This window comes from Bacillus sp. Hm123, assembly GCF_051842975.2.
GTDB lineage: Bacteria > Bacillota > Bacilli > Bacillales > Domibacillaceae > Bacillus_CE.
The window spans coordinates 3,360,015-3,373,931 of the sequence record NZ_CM200277.1; the positions used below are offsets into that span (position 1 = coordinate 3,360,015).

The following is a 13,917-nucleotide window of genomic DNA, read 5'->3' on the forward strand; positions in this document are numbered from 1 at the left end:
CACTATTCTAAACTGTTAGGTATCCCTTCAATAAACTGATCAATCAATTGCTCTAGTTCATTATACGTGTCTCGATAGTCTTCAATGGAACCACCGAATGGGTCGCGAACATCCGCTAAACTTCCAGTCACATATCGTTTGAACACACGAGTCTTCGCTCTTAATTCTGGGGATTGAGAGACTAGCATCTGTTCATGAGAAGCTGTCATTGTCAAAATAATATCCGCCCAATGAACTAATTCTTTAGATATTGCTTGGGAAATATGATTGATCGGAACGTTAGCCTCCTCTAACACGCGCCTAGCCTGTTCAGAAGCTGGACTGCCAGCTGCCGCAAAGATCCCGGCTGATTTCACTTCCCATTGCGGACGTTTATGCTTTAGCAACGCTTCAGCCATCGGACTTCTACACGTATTCCCTGTGCATATAAATAAAACCTTCAACTTCTCACCCCTCCTCATCTAAATATCTTTCTCCTATTATATAAGATTTTTTATTAATAGGGAAAAAAGATATACGTTTTATTTATTAAATCGGAAATAGTAATTTAATACCAAAGATCAGCAAAATACACCCACCAAACATTTCACTATATGAACCGAGCAAACCCCTTGTTTTTTTGCCGAGTAAGAGCCCACTCCAAGTTAGCATAGCTGCTATTCCTCCAAAAAGAGACAATGCGATCACCGTACTTGCTCCATAAATACCGAGGGTCAAACCGACCGAGAAGCTGTCAAGGCTCACAATGATCGCAAATAAAATTAAACTCCACCCAGAAAGGATTGATCGCTCTGATTCCTCCTCTTTTAAGACCGCTACAATCATTTGCACACCAGCGATCATTAATAAAATGCCCCCAATGATGTTAGCCACTTCCCCGAACTCATTTGATAACACCCTGCCCGTTACCATCCCGACAAGTGGAAATCCAACATGCAATGCGCCAACGATTAACCCTATATAAAAGATCCGCTTTAGCCTAATTGGTGCCATACCAAGACTTAAACTAGCCGAAAATGCGTCCATCCCTAAAGCTAATGCCATCATCGTTAATGTGAGAATTTCCCCCATTCTCCTCTTCACTTCCTTCTCTTTTGGACGTGCCTTTTTTCAAACATATGCAAGCACGAAAGAGAATTGCACGATCTGTTGCTTTTTCATACAAAAAAAGGGCTGACACCGAAACACCATATGATGTTACGTGTCAGCCCTTGATAGGTCAATTTTCTTTTTGTTTACGCCACTGATGAGAAGCGGCTTTTTCTAATCGATTCATAACGGCTAGTCCTACTCCTTCATATGGAAAAGCCTCTGAAAAAATGATATCGACGTCAACTTCATTAAATGCGCGAAGAACATCGTAAAGAGAATGAGCGACAGTCGTTAAATCCGCACGATTTCCACAGGGCAAAATCACATCGGCCTCGTATAAGGATACCACTTCCTCCGTTGTTAACAGCCCGACCGTTTTGCCTTTCGCCCGCTCCTCGTCAATCTGTTGCTGGATCCATTCACGGCTACCATCAACTAAAATCATCGGCGCATTCGGAGCGTAATGCTTATATTTCATTCCCGGAGACTTCGGCTGCTCGTTCGCATTTTTTAAAGCCGGATCAAGCGCCACTTCCCCAACGACCACTTCAAGTTCTTCCTTTGTAATTCCGCCCGGCCGTAAAATGACTGGAATATCCGTTGTACAATCAACAACTGTGGACTCGACACCTACACCTGTTTCACCACCATCAAGAATTCCGGCCACTTGACCATCGAGATCATCTAACACATGCTTGGCTGACGTCGGACTTGGTTTGCCGGAGCGATTAGCACTCGGAGCAGCCAATGGTAATTGCGATTCACGAATCAACTGCAAAGCTAGCGGATGATCCGGCATCCGAATCGCTACGGTATCTAATCCAGCCGTTACGTTATCAGCAAACACACCTTGCTTTTTCTTAAAAATGATCGTCAACGGTCCCGGCCAAAAAGCCGCCATCAGCTTTTCCGCTTGCCTTGGTATTTCCTCAACTAACCGCTTTAATTGCTGCGAATCAGCGATGTGGACAATAAGTGGATTATCACTCGGTCTGCCCTTTGCTGCAAAAATTTTCGCGGTAGCTTCATTCGAACAGGCATTAGCTCCTAGACCATAGACCGTTTCTGTTGGAAAAGCCACGACTTCATTGTTTGTTAATAACTCGGCTGCTTCTTTCACTTGTGGATAACTATTCACACAATCCACATTTTTATCCACAAACCAATAAGTTGTTTTCATTCCGCTCACCTTTTTCATTTCTCCATTTTCCGCTATATTTCTCGTATTCTATTCACAAATATACCGAAGTTACCCACAAACTGTGTATAATTCTTCATGAAATGTTGATAAGTCTGTGGACAAATGTGGATAGTTTTCTGAAAATAATAAATTTATATACCTCGCTATCCACATGTGAATAATTCTTTCTACACTACTCGCCGCCTTTAAATAGTTCGACAAGCATAAATTTTATTTCCGGTGTTTCTTCTTCACCCTCGGCATACACTGGCTCGACTTGCTCTGTTTCCTCTTCAACGTCTTCCGTTACAGAAGATTCGACCTCTTCTTCTAGCTCTATCGGTTCTTCTACCCCAGGACTAACGGCCATTCCACTAGAAAAGTCCACAAAGCAAAGTGGCGGATAGAGCACACACCACCAGTTTGCTCCCTGCCCTTCCCCAATCGTAATAATAATGGCTTCGTATTCTCCTGCCGGGTATAGAAAATTGCCATATAACTTCGTCGGAAACTTCGCTTGGCCAAATTCCACTTTGATTGCTTCCGTTGCCCCTTCTTTTTGCGCTCGTTTTAACGCAATCTGTTGGATTTCAGGTAGCTTTTCTTTCAACAACTGACGTGCTTTCGGTAGCGATTCTAGATCTGCTACCCATTTCGTAATCTCTTTATTTACATCGTCTCTAATCTTTCTTTTTAATTGCTGATCTTTCGCCTCATCGCTATTCGCTAAAATTCTAAGCCGAATCGCTTCCTTTGGAATGATGATCGTTTCATCCGCTTGAGCGGCTTGTTCGGGTATATATAAACTAACAATCGTGGCAATGGATAATGTGAATAAATAAAGTCCTGCTAATAATTTGTTCATCGTTTTCCCCTCCCATCCATCATTCTGTCCAGGTCAGGAAAAACTTAAACAATGTATCTATCACATTTGCAAAAATACCATCCGATCTTTGCCGTTAATGTCGTACTCGATTCGAACCGATGCGTGTGGGAAGGCTTGCTGCAATAGCTGTTGCACCGCTTCACCTTGTCCAACTCCCACTTCAAAGCCAACGATCGCTTTTTCTTTTAACACTTTAGGTAGCTGCTCACAAAAACGCCGATACAAATCAAGTCCGTCTTCTCCGCCAAACAAAGCGAGGTGAGGCTCATGATCCACAACGACTGTGGATAACTCTTTTTTATCCGACAGCGGAATATACGGCGGATTAGATAATAACATATCTACTTGGATGCCCGCTTCAATGAGCGGCTGCAATAAGTCACCGTGCAACCATTTCACATCGGCTTGCAATGATTCACCATTTGCTTTCGCTGTTTCTAATGCTTTTTCCGATAAATCAACTGCATAAACAGTGAGATCCGGCTGTTCTAACTTCATCGTAATAGCAATAATGCCACTACCTGTCCCGATATCAGCCATCGTTAACGGTTCGTTTTTCGGGAAATATTGTTTGATCCCATTCAACGCATGCCACACAAGTTCTTCTGTTTCCGGTCGAGGAATTAACACATCAGAGTTCACCCGAAAGCTTCTGCCGTAAAACTCCTCTGTGCCTATCATGTGCTGAATAGGGATTCCTTGTGCATGCTTCTGTACTTTTTCTATCCATTGCTCCTGCTGCTGCTCTGTTAATGGTAAATGTAAGTTTGCCAAAAGCTCTGACCGACTCATCTTTAACACATGCTGCAGAAGAATTTCACCCGCGTTCGCATCCCGCTCATGCTCCGCTAAAAAAGAAGAAGCCCAATTGAGGGCTTCGTATACTTTTTTTGTCAAGGGATCTATCCCTCTAAACTTTCAAGCTTCGACGATTGCTCTTCCATAATTAACGCATTGAGCACTTCGTCTAACTTACCTTCTAAAATTTGATCTAGCTTTTGAATCGTTAAGCCGATTCGATGATCCGTCACACGATTTTGCGGGAAATTATACGTGCGAATACGTTCGGAACGATCACCAGAACCAACCGCAGATTTACGCTGCGCATCATATTCTGCTTGCGCTTCCTGTTGAAACTTATCGTACACACGGGCGCGCAGAACTTTCATCGCCTTCTCTTTGTTTTTGATTTGTGATTTCTCATCCTGACAAGACACAACTGTCCCCGTCGGAAGATGCGTTAAACGAACCGCAGACATCGTTGTATTAACACTTTGTCCCCCTGGTCCACTTGAAGCAAACGTATCGACACGAATATCTTTTTCATGAATGTCGATTTCCACATCCTCCGCTTCCGGTAAACAAGCAACCGTCGCTGTCGATGTATGAATACGTCCACCTGATTCTGTTTCCGGTACACGTTGCACACGATGAGCGCCATTTTCAAACTTCATTTTCGAAAAAGCGCCCTTTCCATTAATCATAAAGATAATTTCTTTATAACCGCCCAATCCAGTCGGGCTCGCTTCAATTACTTCTGTTTTCCAGCCTTGTACTTCTGCATAACGGCTGTACATCCGATAAAGATTCCCAGCAAACAACGCCGCTTCGTCTCCTCCAGCTGCGCCACGAATCTCCATAATCACGTTTTTATCATCATTCGGATCTTTCGGGATAAGCAAAATTTTCAATTGCTCTTCATATGTTTCGAGATTCCTCTCTAACTCATGCAGCTCCTCTTTCACCATCTCGCGCATCTCAGCGTCCAGCTTCTCCTCAAGCATCACCTTCGCATCTTGATGCTGTGATTTCGCTTCCTTATACTCACGATACACTTCAACCGTTTCCTGAATATCCGATTGTTCCTTCGAATAATCCCTTAGCTTCTTCGGATCATTCACAATCTCCGGATCACTCAAAAGCTCATTTAACTTCTCATAACGGTCCTCAACCGCCTGCAACCGATCAAACATAACGTCACCTCAACTATTCGTCCATAATGTTACTATTATATAATACCAAAAAAAACAGAACAACACCGAAAAGCGAAAGGCGCTGCTCAGCGACGTATGGACTGGAGCGATCCGATCGAGATAAAGGAAACACGATGAACGCTAGTGAATCGATGTTGACTTATCGCAAGGAGGAGCGTGGAAGTCCACTAGTCGCTAGCGCCTGGAGCTGGACAACACCGAAAAGCGGAAGGCGCTGTTCAGCGACGTATGGACTGGAATGATCCGATCGAGATAAAAAACCTTTTCCAGCCAAGCTGAAAAAGGCAACGATCTATTTTATTCGCATTTCGATTTCGTATCTTGGCAAGGCAGCGACTAGACTTTCATAAGCGGCTTTCGCTTCGGCTTCTGTGTAGTTATGACCTTGTTTTTCGTGAACAGTGACTCGCATTTTTCCACCGTTAATCCATACAGAACCTGGTTCGTATGGAGTGAAACGCTCGATGACGTCTCTAGCATGATCAGTATCTGTTCCACGAGTGGGTTGCTGTGGTGATAAATCTAGAAAGTTCGGATTTTGATTAGTGTTGACTGGGTCATTTTGCTTCGCTTCATCTGCACGTGTTTTCGTTATATTATCAGGAGCAAACTCTTTTCCTTGCTGATTTTCATTCCAACTTTCATTAGAAGCTTCTTTGTCTCCACACGCTCCTAAGGCAAAGGCTAACAAGATCGCCATTAGAAAAAAACGCATAAAAAAACCTCCTTTACATGTAGGTTGACCTGTTTAAAGGAGGTTTATCCGACTTCGAACTATTTTTTCTCTAACTGATGAACTGCTTTAGGTACTTCATGGTGATGGCGGCAACGCGGTTCATAGCTTTCCGATGCACCAACTAAAATGATCGGGTCATCATACTTAGCTGGTTGTCCATTGATTAAACGTTGCGTACGGCTAGCTGGTGATCCACAAACAGCACAAACGGCTTGTAGTTTCGTCACAAGCTCAGCCGCGGCCATTAAAGCGGGCATCGGACCGAAGGGTTCACCACGAAAATCTTGATCCAATCCAGCCAAGATCACTCGATGTCCTCGATTCGCCAATGTTTGCGCTACATTTGTAATATCATCATCAAAAAACTGCGCTTCATCGATCGCCACTATATCTACATCAGACATCACTTCTGCCAAGATGTCTGCACTGCTTTGAATCGGTTTCGCAACAACGGAAGAACCATTGTGAGAAACAACAGATTCTTCACTATAACGATTATCGATCGCCGGTTTAAACACCATGATCGTTTGTTTAGCAAATTGAGCGCGGCGAACACGGCGAATCAACTCCTCTGATTTCCCCGAGAACATACTGCCACAAACCACTTCTAACCATCCAGTTTGTTTCATTACATACATGAAAGAAAACCCTCACTTTCATCACTTTAAAAAACAAAAAAAGGCAAGCAGTTAATTGTTAACTCCTTGCCCGTTTTGTTATTTTCATTGGTTTTTGATGCCGTATTTTTTGTTGAAACGGTCAACACGTCCGCCTGCATCAGCGAATTTTTGACGACCAGTGTAGAATGGATGGCACGCAGAGCAAACCTCAACTTTGATTTCCTCGTTTACAGAACCAGTTTCAAACTCGTTTCCGCACGCACACTTTACCATTGCTTTTTTGTAATTCGGGTGAATTCCTGCTTTCATTCTTGTCATCTCCTTCCGCCCTGAATCATTTCGAAACAGAGTAAGTATATACGAAGTACGGCTAAAAAACACCGAACTTAATTACTAAACACACATCAACATTATAACAAGCCTATAAATAAAAATCAATTAGGAATTATAAAATTCGTTTCGATGGTCCATTTGTTTTAATTTCAGCAATTAATTGCTCGATGAAATCAGCATTTACTTTCGTTTGTCGTAATCGACGAAGGAATTTCTCAACAAGGTCTGGTGAATCCGACATCGTTTTACGAATCGACCAAATCATTTCAAGCTGTCCTTTTTCAATGAGCAATTCTTCTTTACGAGTACCTGAACGTTTAATGTCAATTGACGGGAAGACCCGGCGTTCAGCAAGCGAACGATCGAGATGAAGCTCCATATTCCCTGTTCCTTTAAATTCTTCATAAATGACATCATCCATACGAGAACCTGTATCGACAAGAGCTGTAGCTAAAATCGTTAAACTGCCGCCTTCTTCAATATTGCGGGCCGCACCGAAAAAGCGTTTTGGACGATGGAAAGCAGCAGGGTCAATCCCTCCAGACAATGTTCGTCCACTTGGCGGAATAACAAGATTATACGCTCTAGCAAGTCTTGTAATACTATCCATTAAAATAATGACGTCACGCTTATGCTCAACTAGACGCATCGCACGTTCTAGCACAAGTTCAGCGACTTTAATATGGTTTTCAGGCACTTCGTCAAATGTGGAACTAACGACTTCTGCTTGTACGGAACGCTCAATATCCGTCACTTCTTCCGGGCGCTCATCAATTAAAAGCACGATCAGCTCTGTCTCCGGATGATTCGTTGTAATCGAATTAGCAATTTCTTTTAACAACATCGTTTTTCCAGCTTTCGGCGGAGCGACGATGAGTCCACGTTGTCCAAAGCCAACAGGCGAAATTAAATCCATAATACGAGTAGAAAGATTTTTAGGGTTCGTTTCGAGTAAGATTTGACGATCTGGAAACAAAGGAGTCAACGCTGGGAAGTGAACACGCTCTTTTGCTGTTTCCGGGTCATCACCATTAACTGCCTCTACATGAAGGAGACCATAATAGCGTTCATTTTCTTTAGGAGGTCGTACCTTTCCAGATACTTTGTCACCGTTTCTTAAATCGAAGCGGCGAATTTGCGAAGCAGAGATGTAAATATCTTCGGAGCTAGGTGAATAATTGATTGGGCGCAAGAAGCCAAAACCTTCTGATTGAATAATTTCTAAAACGCCTTCCATGAAGAAATAGCCTTGCTCTTCTGCGCGCGCTTTTAAAATCGCGAAAATTAATTCTTTTTTCGTCAATTTACTATAATAGGAAATTTTATATGTACGCGCAAGTTCATAAAGCTCTTTCAGCTTTAAATTTTCTAAATACGATATTGTTAACTCTTCCATTTTGGCACCACACTTTAGTTTAATTCTCCCCTATGATCATAGAGAGCCATTCTTATCAAAACATACCTATTTTAACTGTTAGGGATGATTGAATCAATCATTAAATAAGTCGTAAAGGAAGGAAAAATTGTTGTAGTAATGGTCGTGGATTACAAAAATGAAACAGCAGAAACGGGCAAGTTCACCCGTTCCTACTGTTCTTTTGCTATTAAGGCTTAATGACTAAATTTGGTTTCTTACTCAAGCTGTGACGGCCGTCAACAAAACGAACCGTACCAGATTTTGCTCTCATCACAATAGAATGAGTCTCACCGTAAGAGCCTTTGAATTGAACTCCTCGCATTAACTCTCCATCCGTTACGCCTGTTGCAGCAAAGATCGCATCATCACCGCGAACGAGGTCTTCCATGCGAAGTACTCTATTCACATCAAGACCCATGCCTTCGCAACGCTTAATTTCCGCTTCATCTTGTGGAAGTAAACGTCCTTGGATTTCTCCTCCAAGACATTTTAAAGCAACAGCGGCAATAACGCCTTCTGGAGCACCACCAGAACCGAATAAAATATCTACACCTGTTTGATCAAATGCCGTGTTAATCGCTCCTGCTACATCACCATCATTAATCAATTTAATACGAGCACCTGCTTCGCGCAATTGAGCAATAATTTCTTCATGACGCGGACGATTTAATACAGTAGCTACAACATCTTGAATGTCTTTATTTTTCGCTTTAGCAACAGCTTTTAAATTATCTAATACTGATGCATTAATATCAATTTGACCAACCGCTTCAGGTCCAACGGCGATCTTGTCCATATACATATCCGGCGCATGCAAAAGGTTGCCATGATCAGCTACAGCTAGTACAGCTAAAGCATTCCAACCACCTGATGCCACAATATTTGTTCCTTCCAGGGGATCTACAGCTATATCCACTCTCGGACCGTAGCCAGTACCAAGCTTTTCTCCAATGTATAGCATTGGAGCCTCGTCCATCTCACCTTCACCGATGACCACTGTTCCTTTCATCGGGATCGTATCGAACACGTCACGCATCGCAGAAGTCGCCGCGTCATCCGCCTCATTTTTCTTTCCTCGTCCCATCCAGCGAGCGGAAGCTAAAGCTGCGGCCTCCGTTACACGGACAAGCTCCATTGATAAACTTCTTTCCATTTTGGTTTTCCTCCTGTATTACAACTGCAATTTTTAATCCGTATATCACATTAACATATATATTGTAACACATACATAGGAAATTGCGGGAAACAATTGTTTAGCTTTTTATTTGTTCTAGCTCTTCTTCGGATAATTTTTCGCGCCAAAGCTCCGCTCCGATATCACTAAGCTTTTCAACGAGCCTACTATACCCTCGATCAATATGTTCTAATCCTGTAATTTCTGTAATCCCTTCTGCCATCAACCCTGCAATAACGAGAGCGGCCCCCGCGCGTAAATCACTTGCCTTCACCTTCGCGCCGTGGAGTTGTACAGGACCATTAACAACCGCTGAACGCCCTTCCACTTTCATATTGGCATTCATCCGGCGCAGTTCATCTACATGTTTAAATCGAGCAGAATAGATCGTATCCGTAACTACAGCCGATCCTTCCGCTTTAGTTAATAGAGAGGTAAAAGGTTGTTGGAGATCTGTTGGAAAACCGGGATAAACGAGTGTTTTAATGTCCACTGCTTTTAATCGATCCGCTTTTCCAACAAAAATTTTATCGTCGGCCATTTCAATCGGGATGTTCATTTCTCGTAGCTTGGCTGTTAAAGATTCTAAATGGAGGGGAATGACATTGTCTATGACAAGCCCACCGCCGACAGCAGCAGCAAGAATCATAAAAGTACCGGCTTCAATACGATCGGGGATAATCGTATGACGGCACCCATTTAAGTGTTCAACTCCGTCAATCCGAATAATATCTGTGCCTGCTCCTTTAATCTTTGCACCCATATTGTTTAGCAATGTAGCTACATCAATAATCTCTGGCTCTTTTGCCGCATTTTCAATGACCGTTTGTCCTTTAGCTTTGACAGCAGCCAGCATAATATTAATCGTAGCCCCTACACTGACTACATCTAAATAAATTCTCGCACCGCGGAGCTCTTTCGCTCGCAAGTAAATGGCCCCTTGCTCGTTTGTAACTTCCGCTCCAAGCGCTTCAAACCCTTTAATATGCTGATCGATCGGGCGAGGACCTAAATGACAGCCTCCTGGAAGGCCAATGACCGCTTTCTTAAACTTCCCGAGCATAGCTCCCATCAAATAATAAGAAGCTCTTAGCTTTTTGACACGACCATTCGGAAGCGGCATCGCAATCATATTCGTAGGATCGACCTGCATTTCGCCATCCTTAAAGGTGACTTCACCACCAATTTCCTCTAGTAGCCCTTTTAGCATATGAATATCCGATATATCCGGCAGCCCTTCAATTGTGACTGGAGACTCCGCCAAAATGGTGGCAGGGACAAGAGCAACCGCACTATTCTTCGCTCCGTCAACCTTAATCGTTCCTTTTAATGGACGGCCTCCTACAATTTTCAGCTTTTCCATGTTTGACTCCCTTCTTTCACGCACTGACTAAGCATCGAAAAGGAATAGTACCTAGATGTTTGAACAGCAAATTTAATAGTTAATAGTTTATCCCATTGTAGGTAAATCATGTAATAAATATTGATTATTTTGCTTTGCGTTGTTCCCAATCAGCAAGGAAAGCATCGATCCCTTTATCTGTTAATGGATGTTTGAACATTTGTTGTAGCACTTTAAATGGAGTCGTAGAAATATGTGCTCCACGAAGAGCCGCTTGAGTGACATGCTGCGGATGACGAATGGATGCAGCAATAATTTCCGTTTCAATTCCATGAATCGCGAAGATACTTGCAATCTCTTCAATCAAAGCTAAACCATCCGTACCAATATCATCAAGACGACCTAAAAACGGCGATACGTATGTAGCACCTGCACGAGCAGCTAATAAGGCTTGATTCGCACTGAAAATTAACGTCACATTCGTTTTAATGCCTTCTTTAGCAAAAATCGCTACAGCTTTCAATCCTTCTGGTGTCATCGGTACTTTTACAGTAATATTCGGAGCGATTTTCGCTAGTTCACGACCTTCTTCGACCATTCCCTCTGCATCAAGAGCAATAACTTCAGCGCTGACAGAATCGCTAACTAAGTCCGTAATTTCACGAAGGCGATCATGGAACGGAACATCTTCCTTTGCAACTAAAGAAGGGTTCGTTGTCACTCCGGACAAAATCCCCCATGAGTGGGCTTCTCTAATCTCTTCCATATTAGCTGTATCGATAAATAATTTCATAAATCAACTCTCCTTTATAGTAAATATGAATTGTTAAAAAATATGCACGGAAACCGCCTTACTAAATAAGGCGGTTTCAATCGTACTTTTGATGTATTTTTTACGCTCTACCTGAAGAACCAAATTCACGCATTTTGCCTTTAACTGTTTCTTTAATCGTTTCGCGTGCAGGTCCTAAGTATTTGCGCGGATCATATAGATCTGGCTTTTCAGCTAACACTTCGCGAACGGTTTTCGCAGAAGTAATTTGGTTTTCTGTATTCACATTAATTTTCGCTGTTCCTAAAGAGATGGCTCTTTGGATATCTTTTGTTGGAATACCTGTTCCACCATGAAGAACTAACGGTACTCCTGTTAAATTCATGACTTCTTCCATGCGCTCAAAACCAAGGTTCGGTTCACCTTTGTAAGGTCCATGGACAGAGCCTAATGCAGGTGCAAAGCAGTCTACACCCGTTTCACGAACTAATTGATCACACTCAGAAGGAATCGCATACATCGCTTCGGCATCATCAACAATAAGGTCATCTTCTTGACCGCCAATGCGTCCAAGCTCAGCCTCTACAGATACGCCATGAATATGCGCAAGCTCAACTACTTTTTTCGTTAATTCAATATTTTCCTCTAACGGATGATGAGATCCATCGATCATAACAGAAGTAAATCCTGCCTGAATTGCTTTCGCACACATTTCAAAGCTTGAGCCATGGTCTAAATGAATAGCCACTGGCACAGTTACATTGTACTCTTCCATTAAGGCTTCCACCATAGCAACGACCAATTTAAACCCACCCATGTAACGGGCAGCGCCTTCAGAAACCCCAAGAATTACAGGTGATTTTTCTTCTTCTGCTGCTTGTAAAATCGCTTGCGTGAACTCAAGGTTGTTTAAGTTAAATTGTCCTACAGCGTACTTTTCTTCCTTTGCTTTGTTAAGCATGTCCGTCATGGAAACTAAAGGCATAAATATTTTCCTCCTTGATCATCTGTTGTCAGCACTCTGACCTATTCATTTCTCACTCTGTATCATACCAAAATAACTTGGAAAACAAAAGCGGAAGGCGCCGTTTATCGGCGACAAGCAAAAGACGAGCCGGCTGAAAGGTTGCTCTTTAACCTTTTGGACGGATTGGCTTTTGACCTCGAGCCGATGGCGTCTGGAGCTAGCCGAAACAAAAGCGGAAGACGCCGTTTATCGGCGACAAGCAAAACTCAGTAAGCGATGTACTCCTTCACCGTTTGGCGAATATCATCAATATCAAATGGTTTAGCAAAATGAGTGAGGGCTCCGAGATTTTTCGCCTCTTGAATCATGTCGAGCTCTCCGTAAGCAGTCATAATGATGACCCGGATATCGCTATTTTTTTGTTTCATCCGCTTTAAAATCTCGATTCCATCCATTCCGGGAATCTTCATATCTAATAGAACTAAGTCCGGTTTATGCTCATCCGCGATCTCCAATGCTTGAACCCCATTTGCCGCTTGAAAAGTTTCATATCCTTCTTTTTGCAATACCTCATTTAATAAAATGCGAATTCCAAATTGATCATCAACAATTAATATTTTCTCACTCACATTTATTCCTCCTACTATGTACGCATTTCTTATTCTGTATTTCTTTTCCTACCATCAAAATTCCTGCTTGTTCCACTAATTAATTTACAATATACACCTGTTTTGCCCTCAAAATGAAACCACTGTATAATAGTTAGCGAAAAGGAGGAATTGTTTTGTTGAAAATGTTCTCTACTCAATTAAATGGACTACTCCAACGGATTGCTGATAAAGAGGCTGAACAAATCGAAGACGGTGCTCGTTTACTTGCACAAGCAGCAATCGGCGACGGAGCTATTTTTATAAAAGGATTCAATGAAATGAAGGCCGTAGAAGCGGAAGCGATATATGGTGCCGAGCCCCTCATCCACGCTACACCACTTTCGTCGATTAATGAAGTGACAGAGACCGATCGCCTTCTCCTCGTTAGTCGCTTTGCCGATGACGAAGAGGCTTTGATGGTCGCTAAGGAATTGCAGAAGAAAAACGTCCCGTTTATCGCTATTGCTGGTGCTAGATCGACAGAAAATGAATCATTGGAAAGTTTAGCAGATATCTTTATCAACACGAAGTTGTTGAAAGGCTTACTGCCAAATGAACAAGGTGAACGCACCGCCTTTCCGTCTAGCATCGCCGCTCTTTATATTTTCTTTTTATTAAAACTAACGATGGATGAAATTTTACTAGACAATGATGAAGCTGCCGTTTAATGACGGTAGCTTTTTTCATCTTGAGGACAGCTAAACTCACGCAAAAAAAGCCGTTAAAACGCAGAGCTGCGTTTTAACGACTTCTA

General features: G+C 42.5%; 17 protein-coding genes. 2 read left to right on the forward strand and 15 right to left on the reverse strand.

Going from position 1 to position 13,917, the window contains the following annotated elements; all coding sequences use genetic code 11:
* Positions 1-2 precede the first annotated feature (2 nt).
* The 6 genes from ACSVDJ_RS17525 to prfA form a co-directional block, all read right to left on the reverse strand.
* The gene (locus ACSVDJ_RS17525; RefSeq protein ID WP_439167605.1) at positions 3-443 is read right to left on the reverse strand and encodes a low molecular weight protein arginine phosphatase; all 441 of its coding nucleotides are present in this window, start codon (positions 441-443) and stop codon (positions 3-5) included.
* A gap of 85 nt (positions 444-528) precedes the next feature.
* On the reverse strand, positions 529-1,071 hold the full coding sequence (locus ACSVDJ_RS17530; RefSeq protein WP_439167608.1) for a manganese efflux pump MntP: 543 nt from the start codon (positions 1,069-1,071) through the stop codon (positions 529-531).
* Positions 1,072-1,219: 148 nt separating this feature from the next.
* Entirely contained in the window at positions 1,220-2,272 is a 1,053-nt protein-coding gene (locus ACSVDJ_RS17535) for an L-threonylcarbamoyladenylate synthase (RefSeq protein ID WP_439167610.1), read from the reverse strand.
* Positions 2,273-2,465: 193 nt separating this feature from the next.
* A complete protein-coding gene (spoIIR, locus tag ACSVDJ_RS17540; RefSeq protein WP_439167613.1) occupies positions 2,466-3,137 on the reverse strand; it encodes a stage II sporulation protein R in 672 nt (223 codons plus the stop codon).
* A gap of 60 nt (positions 3,138-3,197) precedes the next feature.
* Positions 3,198-4,055: a peptide chain release factor N(5)-glutamine methyltransferase gene (prmC, locus tag ACSVDJ_RS17545; RefSeq protein ID WP_439167614.1), complete on the reverse strand. Its 858-nt coding sequence runs from the start codon at positions 4,053-4,055 to the stop codon at positions 3,198-3,200.
* Between the two features lie 5 nt (positions 4,056-4,060).
* Positions 4,061-5,131, reverse strand: coding sequence for a peptide chain release factor 1 (gene prfA / locus ACSVDJ_RS17550; protein WP_439167616.1), 1,071 nt, complete (start codon positions 5,129-5,131; stop codon positions 4,061-4,063).
* A 26-nt stretch (positions 5,132-5,157) separates the two neighbouring features.
* Here prfA and ACSVDJ_RS17555 point away from each other — a divergent pair, with 26 nt between their 5' ends.
* Positions 5,158-5,394: a hypothetical protein gene (locus tag ACSVDJ_RS17555; protein WP_439167617.1), complete on the forward strand. Its 237-nt coding sequence runs from the start codon at positions 5,158-5,160 to the stop codon at positions 5,392-5,394.
* Between the two features lie 50 nt (positions 5,395-5,444).
* Here ACSVDJ_RS17555 and ACSVDJ_RS17560 read toward each other — a convergent pair whose 3' ends face one another.
* The 9 genes from ACSVDJ_RS17560 to ACSVDJ_RS17600 form a co-directional block, all read right to left on the reverse strand.
* Positions 5,445-5,867, reverse strand: coding sequence for a hypothetical protein (locus ACSVDJ_RS17560; protein WP_439167619.1), 423 nt, complete (start codon positions 5,865-5,867; stop codon positions 5,445-5,447).
* 59 nt (positions 5,868-5,926) lie between these two features.
* Positions 5,927-6,526, reverse strand: coding sequence for a thymidine kinase (locus tag ACSVDJ_RS17565; protein WP_439167621.1), 600 nt, complete (start codon positions 6,524-6,526; stop codon positions 5,927-5,929).
* Between the two features lie 84 nt (positions 6,527-6,610).
* Entirely contained in the window at positions 6,611-6,817 is a 207-nt protein-coding gene (gene rpmE, locus ACSVDJ_RS17570; protein WP_439167623.1) for a 50S ribosomal protein L31, read from the reverse strand.
* A 136-nt stretch (positions 6,818-6,953) separates the two neighbouring features.
* Positions 6,954-8,237, reverse strand: a complete 1,284-nt coding sequence (rho, locus tag ACSVDJ_RS17575) for a transcription termination factor Rho (RefSeq protein ID WP_439167625.1) — start codon at positions 8,235-8,237, stop codon at positions 6,954-6,956.
* Positions 8,238-8,445: 208 nt separating this feature from the next.
* Complete coding sequence (gene glpX / locus ACSVDJ_RS17580) at positions 8,446-9,411, reverse strand: class II fructose-bisphosphatase (RefSeq protein WP_439167627.1); 966 nt, start codon at positions 9,409-9,411, stop codon at positions 8,446-8,448.
* Positions 9,412-9,511: 100 nt separating this feature from the next.
* On the reverse strand, positions 9,512-10,795 hold the full coding sequence (murA, locus tag ACSVDJ_RS17585; protein WP_439167628.1) for a UDP-N-acetylglucosamine 1-carboxyvinyltransferase: 1,284 nt from the start codon (positions 10,793-10,795) through the stop codon (positions 9,512-9,514).
* A gap of 124 nt (positions 10,796-10,919) precedes the next feature.
* Positions 10,920-11,567: a fructose-6-phosphate aldolase gene (fsa, locus tag ACSVDJ_RS17590; RefSeq protein ID WP_439167629.1), complete on the reverse strand. Its 648-nt coding sequence runs from the start codon at positions 11,565-11,567 to the stop codon at positions 10,920-10,922.
* A 100-nt stretch (positions 11,568-11,667) separates the two neighbouring features.
* Entirely contained in the window at positions 11,668-12,531 is an 864-nt protein-coding gene (locus tag ACSVDJ_RS17595) for a class II fructose-bisphosphate aldolase (RefSeq protein WP_439167631.1), read from the reverse strand.
* A gap of 248 nt (positions 12,532-12,779) precedes the next feature.
* Positions 12,780-13,142 carry a response regulator gene (locus ACSVDJ_RS17600; RefSeq protein ID WP_094833606.1) on the reverse strand — a complete coding sequence of 121 codons (363 nt, stop codon included), beginning with the start codon at positions 13,140-13,142 and terminating at the stop codon, positions 12,780-12,782.
* 164 nt (positions 13,143-13,306) lie between these two features.
* On the opposite strand from ACSVDJ_RS17600, the gene ACSVDJ_RS17605 reads away from it, so the two are divergent.
* Positions 13,307-13,831, forward strand: coding sequence for a DUF2529 family protein (locus tag ACSVDJ_RS17605; protein ID WP_439167937.1), 525 nt, complete (start codon positions 13,307-13,309; stop codon positions 13,829-13,831).
* Positions 13,832-13,917: the final 86 nt, after the last annotated feature.